General features: G+C 62.5%; 14 protein-coding genes. 9 read left to right on the forward strand and 5 right to left on the reverse strand.

Annotation, left to right across the window (positions count from 1 at the left end):
* Nucleotides 1-118: 118 nt before the first annotated feature.
* From X771_RS141245 to X771_RS141225, 5 genes are all read left to right on the forward strand, one after another.
* On the forward strand, nt 119-751 hold the full coding sequence (locus X771_RS141245; RefSeq protein ID WP_023689716.1) for a LysE family translocator: 633 nt from the start codon (nt 119-121) through the stop codon (nt 749-751).
* A 124-nt stretch (nt 752-875) separates the two neighbouring features.
* Nucleotides 876-2369 (forward strand): D-glycero-beta-D-manno-heptose-7-phosphate kinase, encoded by a 1494-nt coding sequence (gene rfaE1 / locus X771_RS141240; protein WP_023671976.1) that lies wholly within the window; start codon nt 876-878, stop codon nt 2367-2369.
* Between the two features lie 7 nt (nt 2370-2376).
* Entirely contained in the window at nt 2377-2949 is a 573-nt protein-coding gene (locus X771_RS141235; RefSeq protein WP_023689717.1) for an SIS domain-containing protein, read from the forward strand.
* Nucleotides 2942-3595 (forward strand): HAD family hydrolase, encoded by a 654-nt coding sequence (locus tag X771_RS141230; RefSeq protein ID WP_023689718.1) that lies wholly within the window; start codon nt 2942-2944, stop codon nt 3593-3595. Before X771_RS141235 ends, X771_RS141230 begins: the two co-directional genes overlap by 8 nt.
* A 206-nt stretch (nt 3596-3801) precedes the next feature.
* On the forward strand, nt 3802-4782 hold the full coding sequence (locus X771_RS141225; protein WP_245260033.1) for a phosphodiester glycosidase family protein: 981 nt from the start codon (nt 3802-3804) through the stop codon (nt 4780-4782).
* 422 nt (nt 4783-5204) lie between these two features.
* Here X771_RS141225 and X771_RS141220 read toward each other — a convergent pair whose 3' ends face one another.
* On the reverse strand, nt 5205-5681 hold the full coding sequence (locus tag X771_RS141220) for an Lrp/AsnC family transcriptional regulator (protein WP_023689719.1): 477 nt from the start codon (nt 5679-5681) through the stop codon (nt 5205-5207).
* Nucleotides 5682-5937: 256 nt separating this feature from the next.
* On the opposite strand from X771_RS141220, the gene trxB reads away from it, so the two are divergent.
* Together trxB and X771_RS141210 are read left to right on the forward strand one after the other, a co-directional pair.
* Nucleotides 5938-6912 (forward strand): thioredoxin-disulfide reductase, encoded by a 975-nt coding sequence (gene trxB / locus X771_RS141215; RefSeq protein WP_023689720.1) that lies wholly within the window; start codon nt 5938-5940, stop codon nt 6910-6912.
* An 80-nt stretch (nt 6913-6992) separates the two neighbouring features.
* Nucleotides 6993-7889, forward strand: coding sequence for a LysR family transcriptional regulator (locus tag X771_RS141210; RefSeq protein ID WP_023671970.1), 897 nt, complete (start codon nt 6993-6995; stop codon nt 7887-7889).
* Nucleotides 7890-7910: 21 nt separating this feature from the next.
* Here X771_RS141210 and X771_RS141205 read toward each other — a convergent pair whose 3' ends face one another.
* From X771_RS141205 to X771_RS141195, 3 genes are all read right to left on the reverse strand, one after another.
* Entirely contained in the window at nt 7911-8408 is a 498-nt protein-coding gene (locus X771_RS141205) for an isoprenylcysteine carboxylmethyltransferase family protein (RefSeq protein WP_023689721.1), read from the reverse strand.
* 725 nt (nt 8409-9133) lie between these two features.
* The gene (locus X771_RS141200; RefSeq protein WP_023683761.1) at nt 9134-11185 is read right to left on the reverse strand and encodes an elongation factor G; all 2052 of its coding nucleotides are present in this window, start codon (nt 11183-11185) and stop codon (nt 9134-9136) included.
* Nucleotides 11186-11432: 247 nt separating this feature from the next.
* On the reverse strand, nt 11433-12293 hold the full coding sequence (locus X771_RS141195; protein ID WP_023689722.1) for an alpha/beta hydrolase: 861 nt from the start codon (nt 12291-12293) through the stop codon (nt 11433-11435).
* A 148-nt stretch (nt 12294-12441) separates the two neighbouring features.
* Between X771_RS141195 and X771_RS141190 the strand changes: the two genes are divergently transcribed.
* Together X771_RS141190 and X771_RS141185 are read left to right on the forward strand one after the other, a co-directional pair.
* Entirely contained in the window at nt 12442-12993 is a 552-nt protein-coding gene (locus X771_RS141190; protein WP_023689723.1) for an isoprenylcysteine carboxylmethyltransferase family protein, read from the forward strand.
* Between the two features lie 48 nt (nt 12994-13041).
* Entirely contained in the window at nt 13042-13437 is a 396-nt protein-coding gene (locus X771_RS141185) for a cupin domain-containing protein (RefSeq protein WP_023683764.1), read from the forward strand.
* Between the two features lie 59 nt (nt 13438-13496).
* Here X771_RS141185 and X771_RS141180 read toward each other — a convergent pair whose 3' ends face one another.
* A complete protein-coding gene (locus tag X771_RS141180) occupies nt 13497-14699 on the reverse strand; it encodes a pyridoxal phosphate-dependent aminotransferase (protein WP_023689724.1) in 1203 nt (400 codons plus the stop codon).
* Nucleotides 14700-14704 lie beyond the last annotated feature (5 nt).

Raw genomic sequence — 14704 nt, forward strand, 5'->3', positions numbered from 1 at the left:
CTTGCGATTCCGGTCCTTATAAGGGAGGCCAAGCGTACTGTCGATGAAGCACCACGACGCCATAGTGAGACCGCGAAGCGGCCCGCTTTATTCGAGGCCCGCAACTAGGGGACAAAAAATGCCGTCGACCGAACTGCTCATTGCGTTTTTCGCCACCACGGCGATCTTTGCCTATATTCCAGGACCGGCCATGCTCTATGCCGCCGCGCAGACCATGGCGCGCGGGCGCTGGTCGGGGCTGACGGCGGCACTTGGCATCCATCTTGGCGGTTATTTCCATGTCTTTGCGGCTGCCGCCGGGCTGTCGGTGCTCTTCCATGCGGTGCCGCCGCTCTACATGGCGGTCAAGCTCATCGGCGCGCTCTATCTGATCTGGCTTGGCGTGTCCTTGTTCCGCAAGCGCGGGGACGGTGACAGGGCGCTGCCGGCGATCGAGCGCAAATCGGCGCGCCGCGCATTTTTCGAGAGCATCACCGTCGAAGTGCTCAATCCGAAGACGGCGATCTTCTTCATGGCGTTCCTGCCACAGTTCATCGATGCCTCGGCGGGGTTCCCGGTGTGGCTGCAATTCGTCGTGCTGGGCACCATCGTCAATTTAATGTTCTCTTCGGCAGATATTGTCTGCGTGTTGCTGGCAGGCATGGTGATCGCCCGGCTGAAGCGCTCCAGCCGTGCGCAGCGGATCATGCAGCGGGCGGGCGGGGCGGTGCTGGTCGGACTGGGCGTCCACGTCGCGCTGCAGAAGAGCTGACGGCCGCCCTGACGTTGCGCTGCGCGGATTTGCGGCATATCGGCTTCGCCATGAACGATCCGGCCCGTAAATTGACAATTTTCAGCGTGATTGAGGTCGGCCTTTCCCTCGCATTGCCAGTGACATGATCAAGCACAATCCGCCTTCGCCCGAACCTTTGCACCGCGCCATTGCCCGCTTTGGCGACGTTGCCGTGCTGGTGGTCGGCGACTTCATCCTCGACCGTTTCGTCAACGGCGTCATCGAGCGCATCTCGCCGGAAGCGCCGATCCCGGTGCTGCACGGGCGCGGCGAGACCTCGACGATGGGCGGCGCAGGCAACGTTGTCGCCAACATCGTCTCGCTGGGTGCCAGCGCTATTCCCATATCGGTGATCGGCACCGATGTGGCCGGCGACAATCTGGTGCGCATGCTGCGCGAACTCGGCGCCGATACGGCTGATATGGCGCAGGAGCGCGGTCGCATGACGTCGTCGAAGAGCCGCTTCAGCGCGCTCAATCAGCAGGTGCTGCGCTTCGATGAGGAAGAGATCAAGCCGCTCGACGACAAGGAACGGGCGGACCTGGTCCGGCATTTTCGCGCCGCACTCACGCGCGCCGACATCGTCATTCTGTCCGACTATGGCAAGGGCATCTTGCTCGACGGCGTCGCCGCCGACCTGATCGCCATCTGCCGCGAGGCGGGAAAACCGGTGCTGGTCGATCCCAAGGGCCGCGACTATGCGCGCTATGCCGGCGCGACCGCCATCACGCCCAACCGCAAGGAGCTTGGCGAAGCTGTCGGTCGCCCGGTTTTCGCCGACGACGAGATCGTCGCGGCGGCACGCCAGCTGATTTCGGCACATGGCTTCGACTTCGTCGTCGCCACCCGCAGCGAAAAGGGCATGAGCGTCGTCGGCGCGGATGAGGCGCGCCACATCGCCACCCAGGCGCGCGAAGTGTTCGACGTTTCGGGCGCCGGCGATACGGTCATCGCGAGCTTCGCGCTGGCTCTGGCCGCGGGCGCCGATCGCGTCATGGCCGCCTCCATCGCCAATGCCGCCGGCGGTGTGGTGGTGGGCAAACGCGGCACCGCGCGGCTGACCGTGGAGGAACTAACCGGCGCGCTGTTCCGCTCGCACGGCCCCACCGCCCACAAGGACGCCATCCTAGATGCCGCATCGGCCGCGCGCATGGTGGCGGCGTGGAAGGACGAGGGCCTGAGCGTCGGCTTCACCAATGGCTGCTTCGACATATTGCATGCCGGCCATGTCAGTCTTCTCCACGCGGCGCGCAGCCAGTGCGACCGGCTGGTGCTCGGCCTCAACAGCGATGCCTCGGTGCGTCGGCTGAAAGGCGCCGGGCGCCCGGTCAACGATCAGCATGATCGTGCCTGCGTGCTCGCCGCCCTGGCCTCGGTCGATGCGGTCGTGGTGTTCGAAGAGGATACGCCGCTGGCGCTGATCGAGGCGCTGCTGCCCGACATTCTGGTCAAGGGCGCCGACTATACCGTCGAAACCGTTGTCGGCGCCGATGTGGTGCAGAAGGCGGGCGGGCGCGTCGTCCTGGTCGACCTTGTCGCCGGCAAGAGCACCACCGGCACGATCGGCAAATTGCGCGCCGGCGGCGGTACCAACTGAGGGATTTATGTCCGGACTGAATGACTATCTGGTCCGCTCGGCGGCCGCCATCACCGCGACAGTCGAGCGCGACCTGACCGCCGAGATGGAACGCGCAGTGAGCGCCGTCGTCGCCGCGCTTTCGTCGGGCAAGGCGCTGCTGGTCTGCGGCAATGGCGGCTCGGCCAGCGACGCTATTCATATCGCCACCGAACTGGTCGGCCGCTTCCTTAAGGAGCGCAAGGCCTACAATGTGATCGCGCTGCCGGCCAACGCGGGCATGCTGACCGCCTGGGGCAATGATTATGGCTTCGACACCGTGTTTTCGCGCCAGGTCGAGGCGCATGGCGCGCCCGGCGGCGTGCTTCTGGCGATCTCGACCAGCGGCAATTCGCCGAGCATTCTGGCTGCCGCCGAACAGGCGCGCATGATGGGCATGACGGTGGTCAGCCTCACCGGCGACGGCGGCGGCAAACTCAAGCCGCTCACCGACATCCTGCTCAACGTGCCCTCGACCTCGACGCCGATCATCCAGCAGGGACATCTCTGCCTCTACCACTATCTCTGCGAGGTGGTGGAAAACCGTCTGTCAAATGGCTGACACCGGGGCCTACGGTCCATACCCGCTGGCTGAACCCGGCCTGTGGGTCGAGCGGGTGGGTTTGCAGTCCTTTCTCGCTGGGACGCCGGCGCTGTTCTTCGACCGCGACGGCACCATCAATGTCGATACGGGTTATCCCGACGATCCCGCCAAAATCGTGCTGCGCGACGGCATCGTGCCGGTCATCGCCGCCGCCAACCGGGGCAACATCCCAGTGGTGATCGTCACCAATCAATCCGGCATTGCGCGCGGATATTTCGGCTGGAAGGAATTTGCCGCGGTCAACAGCCGGGTTCTCGAGCTGCTTGCCGCCGGCGATGCCTTGGTCGACATGGTTCTGGCCTGCGCCTACCACGAGGCGGGCAGCGGTTCACTGGCGGTCGCCGACCACCCGATGCGCAAGCCCAATCCGGGCATGCTGCTCGAGGCCCAGCAGCGCCTCGGCCTCAATCTCAAACGCTCGCTGATCGTCGGCGACAATCCCGCGGATATGCAGGCCGGACAACGTGCCGGCCTGCCGCGCGGCTGGCTGGTGGATGGCGAGGGAAGTAATGAGCCGGGCTTCGAGGTTCTGCCGCTGCGCAACCCCGATGATCTGGAACGGCTTTTGAGGGCTGTCGAGTCGCTCGGATCGAGACTGATTTAGCTTTCCGGATCTGTTGCGCCGCAATCTCAATGGGTTAGCTTGAGCGTTTCACCGTTTCGCAGAAACGGCGAGCCGATCCATTTCTTTGCTTTGACGCTATTCCCCAGGAAAGCACCACGCTCTTTTGCGGAAAAACTGCAGAGATCAGACATCATTCAAGCAAGAAATTTGCAGATGTCATTCCATCGAAGAACGAGGGGAATTCATTGAAGAAAGCAATCTCTGTTGCCGTTGTCTTGTTGATATTGGCTGTGCTTTCAGCCGTGGGGTATGTCTGGCAAAAACACGGCGTGTATGGGCTCAATGCACTTCTTCGCCGCGGCGGAAGCTACTGGATCGCCGTTGCACCCGACGATGCGCGTCTCTCGCCTGCCATGCAGCTTGCGTTGAAATCGGAAATTCCTGATGTGACCGCTGGAGCCAGCTCATGGAATGAAACCGAGCCTGGATTCCAGGTCAGAGAAATCCCCGTCATGGCGGGCGACCGTGAAATTGACCGGCTCTATCTCAACCGTTTCGATCCAGCCAAATTCCGTTTCGTTGCCCGTAACGAGCCCAGTGGTGCCAAGGACATCGACCAGTGGGAAGCGGCACTCAATCCACAAGGCACAGGCGGCACCGTTCTGATCGTCAATGGCAGTTATTTCGGACTGAAGGGCGAAGCCGACACGCCCTTTGTCAGCATGGGTGCGAGGCTCGGGCCGGATGAATACGATGCGAAGGCCGGCGCCTGGTTCGTGAATGCCTCCGGCACGCATGTGGTCGATCTCAATTCACGTGACTGGCGCGCAGTCACGGAGAATGCCGAAAACGCTATGGTTTCCTATCCATTGCTTGTCGGTGAGGACGGCCGCAACAATGTACGCGCCAAGAGCAACTGGTTGGCCAACCGCACCTTTATCGCGGAAGATCGTCAGGGCTGGATCATCGTCGGTTCGACCAAGGACGCTTTCTTCTCGCTGGACCGGCTAGCAAACTTCCTGTTGCAGACCGACCTCGATCTCAAGACGGCGCTAAACCTCGATGGCGGGCCTGTTGCCTGCCTCAGCGTCCGCTCCGGGAACTACCGGTTGAAACACTATGCCAAGTGGGAAGCCCAGGTCGCGGATGGCGACGTCTCACTGCTTCAAGCACCGCTAGATGTGCCCTGGGGATTGCCTGTTGTTCTCACGGTGGAGCGCAGGTAGCAGATCCTGCCCTTGGCAGGGTGGGTCAAAGTACTCCCGATTCCGTAGCTGAAACCGGATGGCATATTCAACCTTGGCCGCTCATGTTCACGCAATCTGACCCGGAATACCCTACGATTTCGGCGCCAGAATTCGCTTTCTGGCTCATATTCGTCGTCAACATGATTGTGATCGGCGCGGCGTTCTCGCGTCAAAAAACATTTTCCGTCTCAAATGGTTGCCGCATGTCATCACATTCGTCTGGCTTGCTTGCTCACCTATTTTGCTAGCCTTTTTAGCTTTGCCGGAGATGTCCCCTGGTGAGAGCCCTGGCCCTGGGGACGGCTTCATTCTTTTGCCAGTTGTCGGAGAGGTAGCAGTGTGTCTGTTGGGGTATGTCTTGGTCGGCGTCGCACATGCTTTTTCGAAGTTAATCTCGCTTATCAGGCGCTGAACGCCACCAGCCCTTCGTCCTTGACGCGGCGGATGGTCAGCGCGGTGCGCACCGTGTCGACATTCGGCGCCGAAGCCAGTTCTTCGATGACGAAGGTCTGGAAGGTGCCGAGATCACTCGCCACGCAATGCAGCAGGAAGTCGGATTCGCCCGAGACCATCCAGGCGTCGCGCACGATCGGCCAGCCGCGAGTGCGCTCGGCGAAAGCTTTGAGCTCCGCGTCGGCTTGGTGATGCAGGCCGATCAGGCAGAAGGCGACGACATCCATGCCGAGCGCCGGCGCGTTGAGCAAGGCGCGATAGCCTCTGATGATGCCGGTTTCCTCCAGCCGCCGGACACGGCGCAGGCAGGGCGGGGCGGAAATGCCGACACGGCTCGACAGTTCGACATTGGTCATGCGCCCGTCGGCCTGAAGCTCGCGCAGAATCTTCCAGTCGATGGCATCGAGGTCGGCTTTCAGGGGCATGGCGGTCTCGGCTTAGCGCAAGAATCTTTCGCGCTCTCGTCCTTAAACGACTTTTGTGTCGATGCCAGCCCTTTGGTCGGGCGATTTCGCAACCGTAACGAAAGCGGCCATTGCGCGAATAAGCCTGTAGGCCGAAGCTTTCCGGGGACGACGGCCTGATCGTCTTGCTGGTGTGGTTGGCAACCCTTACATTACCAGCAACATTTCACGTCGTTTTCCAAGGCACACTCGATTGTCTGCCCCGCAGAGGCTTTAGATGACCACCAAGCACGCGCCTGTCCTTATCATCGGTTCCGGCCCGGCCGGCTATACCGCCGCAGTCTACGCCGCGCGCGCCATGCTCAAGCCGATGCTCGTAGCAGGCTTGCAGCAGGGCGGGCAGCTGATGATCACCACCGATGTCGAAAACTATCCGGGCTTCGCCGATCCGATCCAGGGCCCGTGGCTGATGGAGCAGATGCTGAAGCAGGCCGAGCATGTCGGCACTGACATCGTCAACGACATCATCACCGAGGTTGACCTCAATGTGCGGCCGTTCCGCGCCACGGGCGATTCCGGCACCACCTACACGGCCGACGCGCTGATCATTGCCACCGGCGCGCAGGCGAAATGGCTGGGCATCCCCACCGAACAGACCTTCATGGGCTTCGGCGTGTCGGCCTGCGCCACCTGCGATGGTTTTTTCTATCGCGGCAAGGATGTCGCTGTCATCGGCGGCGGCAATTCGGCGGTGGAGGAGGCGCTCTATCTCTCCAATCTGGCGAAGAGCGTGACCGTCATCCACCGGCGCAACGATTTCCGCGCCGAGCGCATCCTGCGTGAGCGGCTGTTGAAAAAGGACAATGTCCGAGTCATCTGGGACACGATCGTCGACGAGATCACCGGCCGGCCCGGCAAGACGCCGCTGCCGCCTTCGGTCGAAGGGCTGAAGCTCAGAAATGCGGTGACCGGCGAGGTCACCCATCTCCAGGTGGACGGCGTGTTCGTGGCGATCGGCCATGCGCCGGCGGTGGAATTGTTTGTCGGCAAGCTGAAGCAGAAGCCGAACGGCTATCTGTGGACGGCGCCGAATTCGACCCGCACCGATGTGCCCGGCGTGTTCGCCGCCGGTGACGTAACCGACGACATCTACCGTCAGGCGGTGACCGCCGCCGGGCTCGGCTGCATGGCCGCGCTCGAGGCGGAAAAATACCTGGCCGGCATCGAGGTGCACCGCGAAGCGGCGGAATAAAATCTATCAAGACGGCGTCGCAAGCCGTTCAAAAGCCTGATTTTTCATTCAGACGCCAAGAACAGAACGAGGGGAATTCAATGGCGTTGGACTGGGACAAGCTTCGCGTGTTTCACGCAGCGGCGGAGGCTGGGTCGTTTACCCATGCCGCCGAGACTTTGCACCTGTCGCAATCGGCGATTTCACGCCAGGTCAGCGCGCTCGAGCATGACGTCGGGGTGCCGCTGTTCAATCGCCATGCCCGCGGCCTGGTGCTGACCGAGCAGGGCGAAATGCTGTTCCGCACGGCGCATGACGTGCTGATGAAGCTGGAGACCATCAAGTCGAAGCTGACCGAGGCAAAGGACCGTCCCTCAGGCGTGCTCAGGGTGACGACGACAGTCGGGCTTGGCGCCGGTTGGCTGACCGAACGGGTGCAGGAGTTCATCGAGCTCTATCCCGAAATCAGCCTGCAGTTGATCCTCGCCAATGAGGAACTCGACCTCACCATGCGCCAGGCGGATTGCGCGATCCGTCTGCGCCAGCCGCAGCAGCCGGACCTGATCCAGCGCCGCCTGTTCACTGTGCATTTCCACCTCTATGCCTCGCCGTCCTATGTCGGCAAGCACGGCAAGCCGACCTCGGTCGCCGATCTGAAGAACCATCGCATCGTCACTTTCGGTGTGCCGGTGCCGTCGCATCTGTCGGAGCTGAACTGGCTGGAAACGATCGGCGATTTCGACGGTGGGCAAAGGGTGCCGACGCTGCAGATCAACGACATCTTGTCGATCAAGCGCGCCGTGCAGGGCGGCGCCGGCATCGCCATGCTGCCCGACTACGTGATCTCCAAGGAATCGGATCTGGTGCAGCTTTTGCCGGAGACCGAGGTGCCGTCCTTCGACACCTATTTCGCCTATCCCGATGCAATGAAGAACCAGGCCAAGCTGCACGTCTTCCGCGACTTCATCATCGCCAAAGCGCGCAGCTGGTCATTTTAAACAGCCCTTGGGAGGTGCTGGTCACCCCCGCCAAGGCGTCAGCCGTGGCAGCCAGCCGGGAACATTGCGGCGGTAGGTCTCGTATTCGCCGCCGTAGCGGCGGGCGAGAGTCGGCTCCTCATAGAACCTGACGAAAGAGCCCATGACGATCGCGCCGATGGCGGCATAGGCAGCGACGCTCCAGCTTGAAAACAGCAACGCCTGGCCCAGGATGATCGACAGTACTGCGACATACATCGGGTTGCGGACATGGCGGTACACGCCGCCGATCACCAGTCTCTCGGTGGGTGCTACAGGCGCCGGCGTGCCCAGGCCTTCGAGCGCGAAGCGGGCAAAGGAATGGACGAGCAGGGCGATGGCCGCGACAATCAGGATGGAGCCGGCCGGCACGAAGCCGGGCACCGTCGACAGCGGCAGACGGTAGCGGTCCGTGAGCAGCCAGGGCACCAGCCCGGCGACGACACAAGGTGCGGCGATGAAGAAGACCGCGCTGCCGGCGATCGCCTGGGGTGTCCGCATGTCAGGTCTCCCTTCTTCCGGCCGACCCTTCCCATCCCGCTGCCGCAAAAATAAACGCCTGTTGCCCGATTCAACGTCATTCGGCTTTTTGCCCGCGAGCGCGAGAATCAGCCCGACTTGCGGTTCTGCGAAGGCAACAGCACGGTCGCGCCATTCATTTGGCAACTTTTCGTGGTCCTATGGCCCCTAGACATGGGTTAGACCACAGCCTGTACCTTTTTGCATGCGTGTGTTGCAAAATAGATGCTTGTTTCTTGGGCATGAACAGCACATATATAGATCATCTCCCGGGCGCGTTCTCCTCCCATTAGCGCCCTCGAGTGTTCCCCTCTGGAGGTTAGCCTTAACAGGCACTTCCAATCAAACTCAGCCGGATCTTCATTGATCCGGCTTTTTTGTTTCCGGGCCTGCCGTAGCCAGCGAAAAATCGAGCAAAATCGCCGCGTAACAGTGACATGTAACCTCAGGTAACATGCCGCAGGCGCGATTCATCGTTTAAGCAGATCATAGGACGCGGTGTGGTTCGACCGGGAGATGGGGGCATCACTCGGAAGATCCGGGCTCAGGCGGCTACCGCGTCCGAACCTATTCGTCTGCCAGTGCCGTATGGCGCGGCGGATACGTGCGGCGGACCTGCCGTTTTCCTCCCAAGAAGACGGTCCGCAATAAGAGCGGCGTCCGGGTCATCCGGGCGCCGTTTTTTGTGCGGATCATCCTTTGGCCTGTCAGGCAGCCTTGCCGTTGGCGTTCATCGCCTCGTCGGCCAACCGTCCGGTCAGCTCGGCCATGTGATCGAAGGCGCAACGATAGCTGGCGACGCCGGAGGTCGCCGAGCGCAGTTCGATGATCAGGTCGCCGATCTCGGCCTGCGGCATGGTCGCCTCCACGACATCCCATCCCGGCCAGTCAGGCCGCGCGTCGTAGCCAAGGATCTGGCCGCGCCGTTGCGGGATCAGCGCGATGATCTTCGAAGTGGCTTCGGACGGCGTGACGATCTCGACCTTCATGACCGGCTCGAGCAGCACCGGCGAGCAGGCCGCCATGCCTTCCTTCATGGCCAGCTTGGCCGCCATCTGGAAAGCCATGTCGGAGGAATCGACGGCGTGGTAGGAGCCGTCGGAGAGGTTGACGGCGACATCGACCACAGGGAAGCCGAGCGGGCCGGATTTCAGATAATCGCGCACGCCGGTTTCGACCGACTGGATGTAGGTCTTGGGCACGACGCCACCGGTGATGGTGTCCGAGAACTGAAAGCCGGAGCCGCGCGGCAGCGGCTTGATCTCGATCACCACATCGCCGAACTGGCCATGACCGCCGGACTGCTTCTTGTGGCGGCCGCGCTGCTGCACCGTCTTTCGGATCGTCTCGCGATAGGGGACGGCAGGCGCATGGCCTTCGACCGGAATCTGATTCTTGCCTTCCAGCCGCTCGCGCACGACCCGCAGATGCATCTCGCCATGGCCGGACAGCACGGTCTCGGCCGAGTCCTGGTTGTGGCGCAAGGTGAGCGAGGGATCTTCCTCGGCCAGGCGCTGGATGGCCGCCGACATCTTGACCTCGTCCTTGCGCTCCTTCGGCCGCAGGGCAAAGGCAAAGACCGGCTGCGGCGGCGTCAGCGTGACCAGCGGCTTGATACCGCCCTTCGTGGAGCTCAACGTCTGGCCGGTCTTGACCTCGTCCAGCTTGCCCAACGCCACCGTGTCGCCGGCCTTGGCAGCGGTGAGCTTGGACTGGTCCTTTCCGAGCATCTTGTAGATGCCGGAGACCTTCGCCGTCTCGCCATTCGACAAATAGAGTTCGGCTGCATCGGCGATCTGGCCGGAGAGTACGCGCGACACGGACAGCTTGCCGCCATGCGCGGTGTGGATGGTCTTCATCACCTGGACCACGGTGTGATTGCCGTCGGGGACGCCGAGCCGTTTGCGCGTCGCCTCGACATCCGGTGCATCATGGCGGATCGCCTTCAAAAGGCGCAGCACGCCGTTGCCTTTTTCGGCGGTGCCGATCAGCACCGGCGTTATGGCGCCGGCGCGCAGGTCGGCGGACAGATCGTCGAAGACCGCGTCTTTCGGCGGCTCGATCTCCTCCAGTAACTGCTCCATCAACTGGTCGTCATGGTCGGCAAGCGTCTCCAGCATGGAGAAGCGAGCCTCCAGTTCGCGCGCCTTGTCGTCAGTTGGAATTTCGGCAACCTGGCTTTCGGCATATTCGCGGTAGATGTAGGCGCGCTCCAGCGCCAGGTCGATCGAACCGATCACCACATTGTCCTTGCGCAGCGGAATCTGGCGCAGCAACAGCGGCGCCGCGCTCGTCGGCTGCAGCATCTTCAGCGTATCGCGTACGCCGGCGATTGCCTTGTCGACCTTGTTGAGGAACAGGATGCGCGGCACGCCGAGATCGTCGAGCTTGCGCATGATGAGCTGCAAGGCTGGGATCTTCTTCTCGTCGGCCTCGGCGACGACCACCGCGAGATCGCAGGCTGCCAGCACCGGCTCGGCCTCGAAGGAGAATTCGATCGATCCGGGACAGTCGACGAAGGTGATCTGCTCGCCCATGAATTCGGTGGTGGCAAAGGTCGCCTCGACGCTCATGGCGTGCGCCCGCGCCTCGGGCGAATGATCGGAAACGGTGCTTCCCGATGAAACGGGATTTTGGCGGGGGATGGCGCCCGTACGGGCGAGGATGGCTTCGAGAAGTGTCGTCTTACCGCTTGCAAAGGGACCGACTATGGCAATGCATTTCGGTCCCGTGCGTCGTCCTCCGGCGCGAGTACCCATGGCTGACCTCCACTCAGGCGTTGCCCTTGGAGTGCGATCAGCAAAAGTGGAAACGGTTTTGCGCCGATCGCACCCTGTCGTGAGCGGCGGCCGGCCTGTTCGACCGTCGCGGGGCGGGGTTGTTTCTCTTAGCCACCTGCCCAAGCCCATCGTCCCACGGGTTAGCCGGCAGGGCAAGGAAAATAGGAATCCGGTGCGCCGTCAGGCGGCCGAGGCAAGACCCCGGGATCAGAACCGTCCGGCGATTTCAGCTTGCCTGGGTGCGGCGCGTGGGCGTGGCGGCTGCACTCTGCTTCACCACCATCTCGGCGTAGCGCGACAGCAACGGGTTGAACAGGTCTGGGCGTTCCCAGAACGGTGCATGGCCGGCGCCTGATATGACATGGCATTGTTCCCACAGCGAGCCATAGGCCACCGTCTCGAAGTAACTCAGCCGCACCAGCGGATCATGCTCGCCATTGATCACCGCAACCGGGAACGGGGCGTGCTCGACCACCTGTTTCTGGTCGGCGCCCTTGCCGGCAAACATGCTGCGCGCCACGCCGGCGCGAAGCCTGCCGTCGGTGCGCCTTATGGCTTCGCGGAAAGACGGACTGGCGGTATCGCCGAAGCAAAGCGCCTCGAAGCGCTCGATGTCGCGTTCGGAGTAGACCTTCTTGGAGGCCAGCAGCATGTCCCAGTTTGCGTGAAAGCCGCGCAGCATACCGAACGGCCCCCTCGACACCGGCGGCGCTCCGGTCAGCACCAGGCCGTTCACCGCATGGTGGAAGCTGGCAAGTTCGACCGCCACATGGCCGCCGAGCGACCAGCCGAAGATGATCGCGTGGCCGATGCCCAAAGCGTCGAGAAGCCGGGCTGAGGTCTGGGCAAGGCCTGTAATCGTATAGGCGGTCGCCGGGTCGCGGGCATCGGAGGACTCGCCATGGCCGGGAAGGTCGAAGGCGATCAGCCGATGGTCATCGGCAAGCGGGCTGTCGAACTGACGGGCAAACACGGCGCGCGAACTGCCCGAGCCATGGATCATGACGATGGGCATGCCGGACCCAGACGACTGGCTGAGGCGCAAGTCGGCCTGCGGCGTGCGGATGGTGCGGTGAGTGATGCTCATGCTGGATTAGACCTTGAGATTTGCCTGACCGCCAACATCGCATCGCTGGCTCTATATGTTCTTTAAACATGTGGTTAAGAAACGATTTCTAAAGAGATAGCCGGCACGAACCTTCGGCTCCATGGCAACCACCCGCGGAATCCCGACAATGGAACCAGTCCTCGATCTTCTTGTCTCGATCTGCAGCATCGCGACGCTTTGCCAGTATGTCTGGTCGATGCGGGCGCATTTCCAATCGCAGGCGATGTCTCCAGGCGCCATGGTGATTTCGGCGGCGGTCATCGCCACGGCGCTGTTCTTTCTCGCCATCCTTTGGATCCAATCGCAGCCGGGTTCGGCAAAGCTCACCGGACTTGCCGTCGAACTGGCGAGCTCTGCCCTGTTCTGGTGGGCGATTGTCACGTCGCGCAAGGCGCGATTGCGCTTCGCCTTCGCACCCGACGATCCGCACAGCCTGCTGACCGACGGCCCCTACGGCCATGTCCGCCACCCCTTCTATACGTCCTACATCGTCTTCTGGATCGGGTGGGGGATCGCGACCTGGTCGATCTGGGCGGCGGTGCCGGTCGCCGGAATCGCTATCCTCTATGTGTTTGCGGCGCTGGACGAAGAGAAGAAATTTTCGCGCACGCCGCTGGCCGGAGCCTACGCGGACTATCGCGTACGTGCCGGCCTGTTCTGGCCCCGGCTGGGGTGGTAGCGAGCACCGGGGCAGGGTAGGTTCTACTGAACTCAGGGGTCACCAGAGATGAAGATCATTGCCTGCGGCAGCGTGCCGACCATCATCGCACCGGAGAAGTATTTCACTGGCCGCGTGCTGCAGACGCCCATCATCGAGAAGGAAGCGCCGGCACGGCTGCGGGCCACGCTGGTCAGCTTCGAGCCTGGCGCGCGTACCCACTGGCACACGCATCCGCTCGGCCAAACGCTCTATGTCACGTCGGGCGCCGGCCTTGCGCAGACATGGGGCGGGCCGATCCAGGAGATCAAGGCGGGCGACGTGATCTCGTTCGAGCCGGGCGAGAAGCACTGGCACGGCGCGGGTCCAAAGACGACAATGACCCACGTCGCCATGCAGGAAGCGCTGGACGGCGTCCACGCAGATTGGATGGAAGCGGTCACCAGCGAGCAGTATGGCGGCTGAGGTCTGCTCCTGACAAAAACCCGGCTCGAAGCCGGGTTTCATGTCTCGGTGCCGCCAGTTCAGGTCAGCGATGCCGTGAACCGCTGGATGCGGGTGCAGGCTTCCTCCAGCAGGCTCTCCGACGTGGCGTAGGAGATCCGGAAGTTGGGGCCGAGGCCGAAGGCCGAGCCGAACACCACCGCGACACCCTCGGCCTCGAGCAGTTCCGAGCAGAAGGTCTCGTCTGTGTCGATGACCTTGCCGGCCTTGGTCCTCTTGCCGATCAGCTGGGCACAGGACGGATAGACGTAGAAAGCGCCTTCCGGCGACGGGCAGGTTATGCCGCGCGCCTGGTTGAGCATCGACACGACGAGGTCGCGACGGCCCTGAAAGATCGCCTTGTTCCTGGCGACGAAATCCTGCGGGCCGTTGAGCGCCTCGACCGAGGCCCATTGCGCGATGGTGCAGGCGCCCGAGGTCTGCTGGCCCTGGATCATGTCCATCGCCTTGATCAGCTGGACGGGACCCGCGGCATAGCCGATGCGCCAGCCGGTCATGGCGTAGGCTTTCGAGACGCCGTTCATGGTCAGCGTGCGCTCGTAGAGTTTCGGCTCGACCTCGGCGATCGTCCTGAAGACGAAGTCGCCATAGGTCAGGTGTTCGTACATGTCGTCGGTCAGTGTCCAGACATGCGGATGCTTCAAGAGCACGTCGGCCAGCGCGCGCAGCTCGGCTTCCGTGTATGCGGCGCCGGACGGGTTCGACGGCGAGTTCATCAACAGCCATTTGGTCTTCGGCGTGATCGCCTTTTCCAGCACGGCGGGAGTGAGCTTGAAACCATTGTCGATCGAAGTATCGGCGAACACCGAGGTGCCGCCGCAGATCGCCACCATTTCGGGATAGCTGACCCAATAGGGGCGGGGGATGATGACCTCGTCGCCTGGGTTCAGCGTCGCCATGAAGGCGTTGAACAGGATCTGCTTGCCGCCGGTGCCGACAATGGTCTGCTCGGGCTTGTAGTCGAGATTGTTCTCGCGCTTGAATTTTTTCGCGATCGCCTCGCGCAGCGGCGCGATGCCCGAAACCGGCGGGTACTTGGTCTCGCCGCGGCGGATCGCCTCGATCGCCGCATTCTTGATGTTGTCGGGCGTGTCGAAATCCGGTTCGCCAGCGCCGAGGCCGATAATGTCGCGGCCGGCATTTTTCAGCTCGCGGGCTTTCTGCGTCACCGCGATGGTGGCGGAAGGCTTTACGCGGGCAAGGGCGTCGGCAAGAAAGGCCATGACCA

This window comes from Mesorhizobium sp. LSJC269B00 (genome assembly GCF_000502815.1).
Lineage (GTDB): Bacteria > Pseudomonadota > Alphaproteobacteria > Rhizobiales > Rhizobiaceae > Mesorhizobium.

Excerpts from the sequence above, each read along its gene's own strand:
- X771_RS141195 (WP_023689722.1), bottom strand. The coding sequence starts at position 12,293 with ATGAGCATCACTCACCGCACCATCCGCACGCCGCAGGCCGACTTGCGC.
- rfaE1 (WP_023671976.1), top strand. The coding sequence starts at position 876 with ATGATCAAGCACAATCCGCCTTCGCCCGAACCTTTGCACCGCGCCATT.
- X771_RS141200 (WP_023683761.1), bottom strand. The coding sequence starts at position 11,185 with ATGGGTACTCGCGCCGGAGGACGACGCACGGGACCGAAATGCATTGCC.
- X771_RS141190 (WP_023689723.1), top strand. The coding sequence starts at position 12,442 with ATGGAACCAGTCCTCGATCTTCTTGTCTCGATCTGCAGCATCGCGACG.
- X771_RS141235 (WP_023689717.1), top strand. The coding sequence starts at position 2,377 with ATGTCCGGACTGAATGACTATCTGGTCCGCTCGGCGGCCGCCATCACC.
- X771_RS141210 (WP_023671970.1), top strand. The coding sequence starts at position 6,993 with ATGGCGTTGGACTGGGACAAGCTTCGCGTGTTTCACGCAGCGGCGGAG.
- trxB (WP_023689720.1), top strand. The coding sequence starts at position 5,938 with ATGACCACCAAGCACGCGCCTGTCCTTATCATCGGTTCCGGCCCGGCC.
- X771_RS141185 (WP_023683764.1), top strand. The coding sequence starts at position 13,042 with ATGAAGATCATTGCCTGCGGCAGCGTGCCGACCATCATCGCACCGGAG.
- X771_RS141230 (WP_023689718.1), top strand. The coding sequence starts at position 2,942 with ATGGCTGACACCGGGGCCTACGGTCCATACCCGCTGGCTGAACCCGGC.
- X771_RS141180 (WP_023689724.1), bottom strand. The coding sequence starts at position 14,699 with ATGGCCTTTCTTGCCGACGCCCTTGCCCGCGTAAAGCCTTCCGCCACC.
- X771_RS141245 (WP_023689716.1), top strand. The coding sequence starts at position 119 with ATGCCGTCGACCGAACTGCTCATTGCGTTTTTCGCCACCACGGCGATC.
- X771_RS141220 (WP_023689719.1), bottom strand. The coding sequence starts at position 5,681 with ATGCCCCTGAAAGCCGACCTCGATGCCATCGACTGGAAGATTCTGCGC.
- X771_RS141205 (WP_023689721.1), bottom strand. The coding sequence starts at position 8,408 with ATGCGGACACCCCAGGCGATCGCCGGCAGCGCGGTCTTCTTCATCGCC.